Source organism: Kocuria sp. CNJ-770, assembly GCF_001942375.1.
GTDB classification, from domain to species: Bacteria; Actinomycetota; Actinomycetes; order Actinomycetales; family Micrococcaceae; genus Kocuria; species Kocuria oceani.
In genome coordinates, this window is record NZ_MKJW01000156.1 from 1 (window position 1) to 9843 (window position 9843).

Here is a 9843-nt window from a genome sequence, read left to right on the forward strand (position 1 = left end):
AAGTCAATGTGTCACCTCTCGATTCCATGAGCGGCGGACGCCCGTTTCGTGATGGGCGCCTCGACGGAGCACCCTAGTCATGTGCAACCCGTGCCGGGTCGCCTTCTATACGGCCCGGGCACAAATCCGTTTCTGGTCACACTCTAGTGGCCCGTCTTTGAAGCGGTCGGGCGGTTGGTTTTCTTGAAGATCTCCGCGCTGGTTTTGGTCCACACGAAGGAGTGCCACCGGTCGTTCCAGCCGGTGACGAAGGCCCGGATCCTCGTCCAGTAGAGGTTGCGGGTAGTTTCCCGGCTGTTTGGCGGCCAGAGAGGCCACCGAGGTGAAAAGGGCGTCGTCCGAGTCCTCGAAGCATTTCGTGGGACTAGCTGTAGTCTCGTACAGGCGTTCGAGGTGCCACTTTTCGTGCTCCCGGTCGCGGTTGAACATGTGCGTGATGACAGCGACTACCGAGGACACCGAGGCGGCGATGCCAGCGGACAGGAGACCGACCTCCGAGGGAGTCATTCCTGGCCTGCAGTCGAGGGGGTCGCGCGCTGAGGACCGACTGACGGCACCTGGTTCAGGTCTTCCAAACGTCGCAGGATCACTTCTGGCAACTGCAGGGGTTCGAGTCGGAAGCGCGCCCACTGGTCCTGGGATCCCTCTTTCAGGGATGCTACGAAGCGATATCGGCCCTGTCTTGTCGCGGTACCTTTCCGCTTGTCGAACTCGGCACTGGGCACCAGCCACGCCTTGTCGAGCTGACCGCGTTGATCATCGACCGACACGAAGAGCAGGGCCAAGCCATTCCGCGGGGTGAAGGTCTGTGACCGCACGAAGGCCTGGAAACTGCCCCGTTGCGCCAGGGTGCTACTGAGCATCCGCGCCTTCACCTGGACCGCCAAGGTGGCCGTGCTCCCGCGCTGGTGGAACACCAGGTCCACGCCCTCGTCGTCGACCATCGAGGTGGACACATTCAGCTGCCCCTGGGTGACGAGGATGCAAAACGCGGAGACGAGGTACTCCGCCGCTTTGCCCATCCGGGCCGCGTTCGGCGACTTCTCCAAGTAGTCGTCCATCCCCCCACCTTATGCACATAAATATTTCTGGCCATGTGATGCCTGGACATCAAGGGGAGTGAGTGTCGACTTCGTTCCGACCACCTGCTGGAGCAGCACCCTTCCCGCGGGTCGTGCCGACAGCTGGTTCAGATCCAGGGAAGACTCAGGACATGCCCCTGAAAGATCACTCCCACGAGGTTGCCTTCGAAACAACCCGGTATCCGCCGGCGGACATGAGCCCTGCCGATTTCGAACGGTTCGTGGTGGAGACACTCCGCAGCATCAACCAGGATGTCGATGACCTCAAGGTGACGTTGCACGAACTGGTGAAAACCAGTGACGGCACCTATGACATGGATGCCACCATGAGGTTCCGCCTGGGCGGCATGGACTTCCTCGTCCTCGTTGAGGCCAAGAAGCACACCCACCTGATCAAACGGGAGATCCCCCAGATTCTCCATCAAAAGGTGCAAAGCTCAGGCGCCCAGAAAGGGCTGATCGTCTCTACCACCCCTTTCCAGCGGGGAGCTCTCGATTTCGCCAAGACCCATGGGATCGCGCTGGTCACGGTCACCGAAGGGAGATTCATCTTTGAGACTCGATCTGCGATGCCCCGTCCTCTCATGACTAGCCAGGAAGCCATCGAACGATATGACCTCCCCACTTTCATCGCACAGGCCTACAGGCCGACACCTGAGGGCAAAGGCACCAGAGTGACCTTGCTGGACCAAAGGGACCCTGAGCACCTCGTGGAGGTGCTCACCGACGTCTCTACCCGCATCTGAGCGGGCTGCCCGGGTTCGCGCAGAAGGCCAACGGTCTTGTGAAAAGCTGGGGACCAGACAGATACATCAACCAAGGGCCACGCTGAACAACGTGGCCCTGCACGGCCCCGGCCACCGTCAGGGCGCTGAGTCGAAAGGCGGGCATGAAGTCACCGAAGGGCCGGCTCGAGCTGACATGGATGGGCAAGGACCTGGCCCTGATCCCCTCGGAGCACGGGAAGTACGACTACCAGTGGGTGGACCCCGCTGATCCTCGTGCCCGTGAGGTGAAAAACATCCAGATCACCGACACGGTAGGCGAGCATGATGGACCCACGGGGGCGGGGGAGAATCTACTCATCGTCGGTGAATCGGGCGACGCCTTGCGCTCCTTGGGTACGGTGCCGGAGTGGGCCCAGAAGTATCGGGGCAAGGTGAAGCTCGTCTACATCGATCCGCCCTTCAACACCGCGCAGACTTTCGAGCACTATGCCGATGCTCTGGAGCACTCGGTGTGGTTGACGATGATGCGCGACCGGATCCGCCACCTCAAGCCGCTCATGGCCGAGGATGCCTCTATCTGGGTGCATCTTGATGACGCTGAGGTTCACCGCATGCGCGTTCTACTGGACGAGGAGTTCGGAGCGGAGAACTTTGTGGGTGAGGTGGTCTGGCAGAAGGCTGATTCCACCCGCAACGATGCCAAGGGCCTGTCCGTGGACCAGGATTTCATCCTGGTTTACCGCCGTAGTCCGGCTTGGACGCCGAATCGACTTCCCCGCACTGCGCAGTCCGACGCCCGGTTCTCCTCCCCCGACGGCGACCCCAACCCTTGGTTCGACGGCGACCCCACCGCACCAGGTGCAAAGACCCACCAGGGCATGGTCTATGCGATCCAGCACCCCATTACCGGCAAGCTGCACTACCCGGCACAAGGCCGTCACTGGTGGACTGAGCAGACGGCCATTCTGCGCGAAATGAACGGCTACGCCCCCTACGAGTTGCGCGACATCGAGGATGCTTCCACCCGGGCGGCCCTCTGCGGGGTCACGACTGAGGAGATACGGCAAGGTGTTCAGGCGGTAATGCTGGCCATCCCCCTAGAGGAAGCGCAAGGGATCGCGCGGCAGCGGTATGAACGGGGCAACTGGCCGATGATCGTGCTGCGATCCGGTGGTGCCGGCGGATTGGGGCGGAAGTCCTACGTTCCCACCACTGGTTTGGCCGTCTCCACCTGGTGGGACAACAACACGGTCGGCCACAACCGGGAAGCCAAGGCGGAGATCAAGGCCCTGTTCCCTGGACAGTCTGTGTTTGACACCCCCAAGCCGGAGCGCTTGATTTCCCGGATCATCCAGGTCTCCACGCAGCCTGGTGACCTTGTGCTGGACTGCTTCGCTGGTTCGGGCACTACAGCAGCGGTCGCCCACAAGATGGGACGCCGATGGGTGACGGTTGAACTGCTGCAGAACACCGTGGAGAAATTCACTAAGCCCCGACTGACCAAGGTGGCCCGCGGGGAGGACTCTGGGGGCATCACGATCAAGAAGGAACGCGTGGGCGTTACGGATCTGCCCGAGGGCATGACCCCGGAGGACGCCCAGCTCTTCACCACTCTGCTCAGCCGGGTAGCCAAGCCGATGAGCGGTCTTGACCCTCAGACGCTCAAGGCATTGCGAACGGCAACACGGACCGAGGAAGAAACCACCGCGCAGTGGACCGGCGGTGGCGGGTTCAGCGTGGCCCGGATGGGCCCGTCCATGTACGAGGTCGACGACGAGGACGGGGAGGTGTACCTGTCCGAGGCGGCCACCAATGGCGCGTTCTCCCAGGCGGTGGCCGGCCAGTTGCGGTTCTCCCTGACCCCGGATCACCCGGTGTTCTGCGGGATCAAGCGCCGTTTGCGACTGGCGGTCGTGGACGGGGTGGCCGATGAGCAGGTGGTCCGCACCGTGGTGGAGCACCTCGGTGACGGGGAGAAAGCGGTGGTGGTGGCCAAGGGTGTGCTGCCGGAGGCCGAGCGATTGTTGAGCGAGTTGTCCCCCGGTTCCCGGTTGCGCAAGGCCCCCGAGGACCTGTTCCCGAAGGCGACGGTGAAGTGATGCTCGAAATCACCTACGACGAGGCGTTGCTGCTGGAGATCGCCGCCCGCTTCGACCTGCGCGAACCCAACCGACTGGCTCTGGCCGAGGTCGTGAAGGCCATCGTGGCCGCTGACGGGTCCTTCACCGAGATGGTGGCCGATCTGGCGACCGGTGTCGGCAAGACCTTCTTGATGTCCTCGCTCATCGACTACCTCGCCGCCCAAGGAGTGCGCCACGTCTTGGTGGTCACCCCCAGTAGCACGATCCAGACCAAGACCCTGGCCAACTTCGATGAGGCCTCGGCCAAGTACGTCGCCGGCGCGGAGACCGTCCCGTTCGTCATCACTCCGGAGAATTTTCAGCGCGCCGAGGTCGGCACCGTGCTGCGGGATCCGGAGCGGCTCAAGGTGTTCGTTTTCAACGTCCAGCAGCTGATCCGTCCCAGCGACAAGGTCAGCCGCCGGGTGCGGGAAGAGGACGAAACCCTCGGGAACGCGCTTTATGCCTACTTGGAGAACACCGAGGACCTGTTCGTCATCGCCGATGAGCATCACATCTACCACGAGAAGGCCAAGGCCTTCTCCAAGGCCATCCGTGACCTGCACCCGGTCGCCCTGGTGGGTCTGACCGCGACCCCGGATGCGGCGGACATTCCTAAGATCGTCTTCCAGTACACCCTTGGGGAAGCTATCGCCGACGGGCATGTGAAGGTCCCGGTCATCGTTTACCGCAAGGACGGCACGAAGGACGAACGCACTCAACTGTCCGATGCCTGCCAGCTGCTACGGGCCAAGGACGCCGCCTACACCCAGTACCGGACCGTCGCCGGAGACGCACCGTCGGTGCGTCCGGTGCTGTTCGTGGTCTGCCAGAGCATCGAGCACGCCGGACAGGTCGGACAGATGCTGGCCGGGCCGGGTTTCATCGGGGACCCCTCCGCGGTCCTGGAGATCACTTCGCAATCCTCCGATGTGGCCCTGCAGGCGTTGGCAGATGTGGAACGGCCTGACTCTCCGATCCGGGGGATCGTGAGCGTGAACATGCTGCGCGAGGGCTGGGATGTGAAGAACATTGCGGTGATCGTGGCCCTGCGGAAACTGGCTTCCCAGACACTGACCGAGCAGATCCTCGGCCGGGGTCTGCGCCTGCCTTTCGGTCAGCGCACCGGCGTGCCCATGGTGGATCAGGTGGACTTGGTGGCCCACGACTCCTATCAGGCGCTGCTCTCCCAGAAAGACGTGCTGCGCCGGCGTCTGCAGATCCCAGCCGCCCAAACCGAGGTCGACGCCCAAGGTGCAGCCACCACCACACCCCCCACCGACACCCCACCCCCTGTCCCCCGGCCCGTCGCGGATCCGGGATCCCTCTTCGACCCCCTGGCCGTGGATCCGAACCAGGGCGATCTGTTCACCATGGCAACAGAGCCCGACGAGGACCCCGCGGAGGCCACCCCGGTGCTGGTCCTCCAGGAGTCCCAGAAGCGACAGGCCATTCCTACTCCGGGGCCCCGTGTGCGCATCGAGGGCGCCCCACGCATCGTCTTCCCCCGACAAGAAGCAAAACTTGTCACGGCCCGGTTCTCACTCTCCGACGTCCACGACGGGGACGCCGAGGCCGCCGGTGCCCGGTTCATCCGTGAAGTCCCTACCCTGATCTTCCGCGACGCCCTTGACGCCCGTCGACGCAACGGAGACGTCGCCATTGTCGTGGACCCGCAAAAGAGCGAGGAAGCCCAACAGGAGGTAGCCAGCCTGGACACTGTCCGCGAGGAACTGACCCAGGCGATCATGCGCCAACCTGAGGTCACCGCTGAGCGGCGGGAGAAGACCGCTGCCCGGCGGTTGGTTACCGCCTTCCTGCGCGGAGCCGGGGTGACCTCCACCGAGCAGGCAGCCGCCGAGTGGGGTCAGCACCGTCGCCAACAGGCCGTCGAAGGCATCCGGCAGCTCATCCGCACCGCCATCGGCAATCGGAAGCAGGAACGCACCTACGTCCTCACCCCCGTGCCCCTGCCCCTGGAACCGGTCCTGGTGGACCCGGCCGCTCCGCACGCCTATGAGGACGGTTACCGCAAGAGCGTGCACTTCCAGGGCTGGAAGAAGAACATCATGCCCACTGCCTCCTTCGACGCCAAGTCCACCGAATGGGCCCTGGCCCAGCTCCTGGACCGAGACGAGGAAATCACCTGGTGGCTGCGGGTTTACACCACCGGCCAAGCCTTCATCCACACCGACACCGGACGCTACTTCCCCGACTTCATCGCCATCGACAAAGACGGAACTCACTGGGTAATCGAAGGAAAGTCCGATGCCGACGCCCGGGACACGTCCGTGCTAACTAAGAAAGCCGCTGCCGAACGTTGGTCCCGCTTCATCCGCGACGACGAACAATTCGGGGCCTGGCGCTACGTATTCGCCACTGAGACCCATATCAAGCAGGCAGCCGGCTCTTGGAATGGGCTTCTGACAGCCACCGACCCTCAGTAGATCCATGAGCATGAGCGTCAGTTTTATTGCTGATTCATCAGTTCGTCGTTTCCCAGGGGATCACCAGAGACGCCTGGGCATCAAGTAGTTCAGTCCCCAGGGACTGTCCAGAGATTTGTTGGTTCTCCAATCAACCTTCGACGACGACCGCAAGCTTCTAATGGTTGTTCTATCAGTGAAAAAAGTGACAGGCAATTTACCGGTAGGATAACCAGTGCGCGGAATCGCTCACCACAATCGGCGCCACTTCGACATCCCTCAGAGAGCATGCGGGAAAGGATGTCGGTGCCGGACTTACTGCTTGGGTGCGCATTCCAGCGAAAAACATGACGAGACAAAGGGAAAGGTGTTGTGATGGCCCAGAGCGTACAGATCATTCTGGAGGACGACCTCGAGGGTGGTCCTGCTGATGAGACCGTCCAGTTCGGTCTGGACGGCCGGCAGTACGAGATCGACCTCTCCACCACCAATGCGGAGAAGCTGCGGGAAGCCCTGCGCCCCTTCGCTGCCGCCGGCCGGCGGGCCCAGTCCAAGTCCATCCGGACCACCGGGCCCCGTTCCTCCGCCGGCGGTAACCCGGAGACGGCGAAGATCCGGGCCTGGGCGAAGGAGAACGGGTACGAGGTCTCCGACCGCGGCCGCATCCACCAGTCCGTCAAGGCGCCTACTACGCCGCCCAGTAGACCCCCACTCCCCCACCCGGACACGCGCTCAGGCCTGTCCGGGTGCTCCGCGACAGCAGGATCTGATGCCGGCGGCCACGGCCGCGGCATCACCGGGGAACGCCCCGGGGCAGGGCTCGAGCACGAGGGCCCTCACCGTGACCGCCTCCGCACGGTGAGCAGCCGGTGACAGGCTGACGATCCGTTCACGGCCACGGCAGCCCCGGGACGCCCCGCGTCCAGCCTGGACAGCGCTGGTCGTCCCTTTGGCGCCCGACTACTGCCCTCGCTAGGGGCTGGCCCTGGCAGCTTCCGGCAGGGGCGCGGGCACCTGCGTCGTTCGAAGACCCACGGGACCACCCGCCCCATCCCTCCGCCTGTCCCAAGAATGAGAGAACCCGGCCCACCAGCAACGGTGAGCCGGGTTCCTTCCTCGCCGACCATGGGAAAGCCGCCCGCGGCCGCACCCCTCCCCTATTGGGGGGCGGTGTTATCGGTTGAGCTGTTGGGCGTAGGCGCGCACCGCGTTCTCGATCACCGCACGGGCGGTGCCATCGTGCTCGGTGAGCTCCTCGATCAAATCGGAGACGTCCTGAGCCACCCGCACCCCGAGCTGGATCGTAGGTTCCCGGCGCGGCCGGCCCCGCCCGCGCTTGGGTGCGACCATGGGCTCTGCCACCGGGGTTGCCTGCACTGGCGGTGTCGACACCATCGGTGTCGCAGGCTGGGGTGAGGTAGCGCGTGGGGGTGTGTAGTCGACTGGGTCGATGTGCTCATCCGGGGCCGGACGGGGCCGGCGGCGCTGGAGTGAGGCGGGACGCTCGGGCTGGTCGGTCATCGCAGCACCTTCTTCGCGATCGCCGTGTAGGCATCCAGGACCCGGGAGCCCTTGCGGTATTGGCCGTACCACTCCCCCGAAATCCGCACCTCCTGGACAATCGCCCGGTCCGGGATCAACGGCTCCAAGAACAACCCCGTGGCACGCAGCTCCTCGAGGCTGGCCACCGCCGCCCGGCTCATGATCGTCTCCTTTACCCCACCGACCACGATGCCAGCCTCGGTGAGGGTGTCCGGGGCACCGAGCTGCTGGCGGTGCCGGCGGAACTGGGCGACCGTGCGCCGCGCCCCATCCACCCCGTCGATGCCATCGCTGGTGGCGGTGGCTGCGTAGACCACGGTGTCCGCCGCGTTCAACGCCGACAGCGTCAACGGACCACCCTGCCGGTTCGGGCAGTCAATGACCACCACATCCGCCTGCAGACCGGTCAGGGAGATCTTCAGCCGCAGCTCTGCGTGATCGGCCCGGTCGGCCTCGCGGTTGGAGACGTTGCGGGCCGAGGGAATGACCCGGAGGTTCGGGTGCCACCCACTGGGCACCGCGAGACTCTAGGCTGCCGAAGAGCGAATGGGGCCAGCCATGTGTGGCCTCATCTTGGTACCACACAAGTACCACACCATAGTGGACCGGCGTAGTACCACACTGGTACTGATACGACACCAAGGTGGTGTTACTGTAGTGCCATGATCATTGTCTTTGGGCATCAGAAGGGCGGAACGGGCAAGTCGACTCTCACCGTCAACATGGCCGTTGAGTTGCAGCGGCAGGGGAAGGACGTGCTGCTGGTCGACGCTGACCCGACGATTCGCACGACCTCAAACTTCACTACTGACCGAGAGGAAGCCGGGCTCCCCTCGTTGCAATCCGTGCAGAAATCGGGATCACTGCATAAATTTTTGGAGGAGTTCCGACCCAAGTTCGATCACATCCTGGTCGACGTCCCGGGCAAGGACTCCAAGGAGATGCGTACAGCACTGACTGCAGCGGACATGCTGATCAGCCCGACGCGCGCCACCCAAGCCGACCTTGATGCCGTGGCCGGCCTCCTGGAGACGATAGAAGGGGCCCAAGACTTCAACGAGGACCTCAAGTCAATGCTGGTCCTCAACTTTGTCTCTTCCAACGTGTTCACCAAGGAACGAGAGGAAGCGCAGTCGTACCTCGAGGACTTCCCTCGAGTGCGACTTGCTCAGACCGTGTTGCATCAGCGCAAGGCTTTCGCCGACTGCCTGGCCGACGGCAAGGGAGTCGTGGAGATGCGCGACGCCAAGGCCAAGGCCGAGATTCAACTGCTGACCCAGGAGGTCTTCTCATGGTGAGGAAACGTGGACCGATTGCCTCCAATCGAGAGGAAGAGATCGAGCGGTTTGCAGCGGCAGCCGAACGCTCGGGTTCAGACACCCCCGATCAGGGACCACCCCTGAAACCATGGAAGCGGCGGGCGCGGAACGGAGCCAAAGTGAAGGGGTACAACTTCCGGTTCAACAACACCCAGCATGCCTTGCTCAATTACGCCGCCGAAGCTGAGGACACTTCCCAGCAGAAGTTGATCGAAGAGCTCGTATGGCCCGTGCTTGAGGAGCGCTACGGCCAGAACGTGCCGCTTAAGTAGTCCTCCTCACACCACATCGGTGTGGTATTGGTACCACATAAGTACCAACACGGTGCCGTGTCGACACTGGTCGGCACGGCACCTTTATGCCCAGATACTGCCGTGGATACTTCCCAGCGAAAATTTGATCAAAAAGCTCGTCAGGTCCGTGCCTGAGGAGGGCCATGGCCACAGAGAACTTCTCAAACCCGGTTCAACACCACACTGGTGTGGTGCTGGTACTACACCAGTACAATTATGGTGCCGCACTGGTTGCTGTTGGTGCGGCTCCTACATGCCTAGATGTTGTGGGGCATGAGGTTCTTGCCACGGGTGTGCCGGTGAGATGAGGAACGGGCTCCTCGCCACAGGATG

The 9843-nt window shown here is 63.2% G+C and carries 8 protein-coding genes and 1 pseudogene; 6 read left to right on the forward strand and 3 right to left on the reverse strand.

The genetic code is table 11. The features are described from left to right. Nucleotides 1-503 precede the first annotated feature (503 nt). A complete protein-coding gene (locus tag BJF77_RS18445; RefSeq protein WP_075873085.1) occupies nucleotides 504-1061 on the reverse strand; it encodes a hypothetical protein in 558 nt (185 codons plus the stop codon). A gap of 152 nt (nucleotides 1062-1213) precedes the next feature. Here BJF77_RS18445 and BJF77_RS18450 point away from each other — a divergent pair, with 152 nt between their 5' ends. The 4 genes and pseudogenes from BJF77_RS18450 (at nucleotide 1214) to BJF77_RS18465 (ending at nucleotide 7060) form a co-directional block, all read left to right on the forward strand. Continuing rightward, nucleotides 1214-1828, forward strand: a complete 615-nt coding sequence (locus BJF77_RS18450; protein ID WP_075873086.1) for a restriction endonuclease — start codon at nucleotides 1214-1216, stop codon at nucleotides 1826-1828. Nucleotides 1829-1971: 143 nt separating this feature from the next. Beyond that, complete coding sequence (locus tag BJF77_RS18455) at nucleotides 1972-3909, forward strand: site-specific DNA-methyltransferase (protein WP_075873087.1); 1938 nt, start codon at nucleotides 1972-1974, stop codon at nucleotides 3907-3909. After that, nucleotides 3909-6377, forward strand: coding sequence for a DEAD/DEAH box helicase (locus tag BJF77_RS18460; RefSeq protein ID WP_139318658.1), 2469 nt, complete (start codon nucleotides 3909-3911; stop codon nucleotides 6375-6377). Before BJF77_RS18455 ends, BJF77_RS18460 begins: the two co-directional genes overlap by 1 nt. Before the next feature lie 354 nt (nucleotides 6378-6731). Further along, nucleotides 6732-7060: pseudogene (locus BJF77_RS18465) on the forward strand (Lsr2 family protein). 469 nt (nucleotides 7061-7529) lie between these two features. On the opposite strand, the gene BJF77_RS20725 reads toward BJF77_RS18465, so the two are convergent. Together BJF77_RS20725 and BJF77_RS18470 are read right to left on the reverse strand one after the other, a co-directional pair. Further along, nucleotides 7530-7706, reverse strand: a complete 177-nt coding sequence (locus BJF77_RS20725; protein ID WP_158041323.1) for a hypothetical protein — start codon at nucleotides 7704-7706, stop codon at nucleotides 7530-7532. Nucleotides 7707-7873: 167 nt separating this feature from the next. Further along, nucleotides 7874-8416 (reverse strand): ParA family protein, encoded by a 543-nt coding sequence (locus tag BJF77_RS18470; RefSeq protein WP_255396362.1) that lies wholly within the window; start codon nucleotides 8414-8416, stop codon nucleotides 7874-7876. A gap of 144 nt (nucleotides 8417-8560) precedes the next feature. On the opposite strand from BJF77_RS18470, the gene BJF77_RS18475 reads away from it, so the two are divergent. Further along, nucleotides 8561-9196: an AAA family ATPase gene (locus BJF77_RS18475; protein WP_062737164.1), complete on the forward strand. Its 636-nt coding sequence runs from the start codon at nucleotides 8561-8563 to the stop codon at nucleotides 9194-9196. Further along, nucleotides 9190-9489 carry a hypothetical protein gene (locus BJF77_RS20330; protein WP_139318660.1) on the forward strand — a complete coding sequence of 100 codons (300 nt, stop codon included), beginning with the start codon at nucleotides 9190-9192 and terminating at the stop codon, nucleotides 9487-9489. Before BJF77_RS18475 ends, BJF77_RS20330 begins: the two co-directional genes overlap by 7 nt. The last annotated feature ends 354 nt before the right edge of the window (nucleotides 9490-9843 follow it).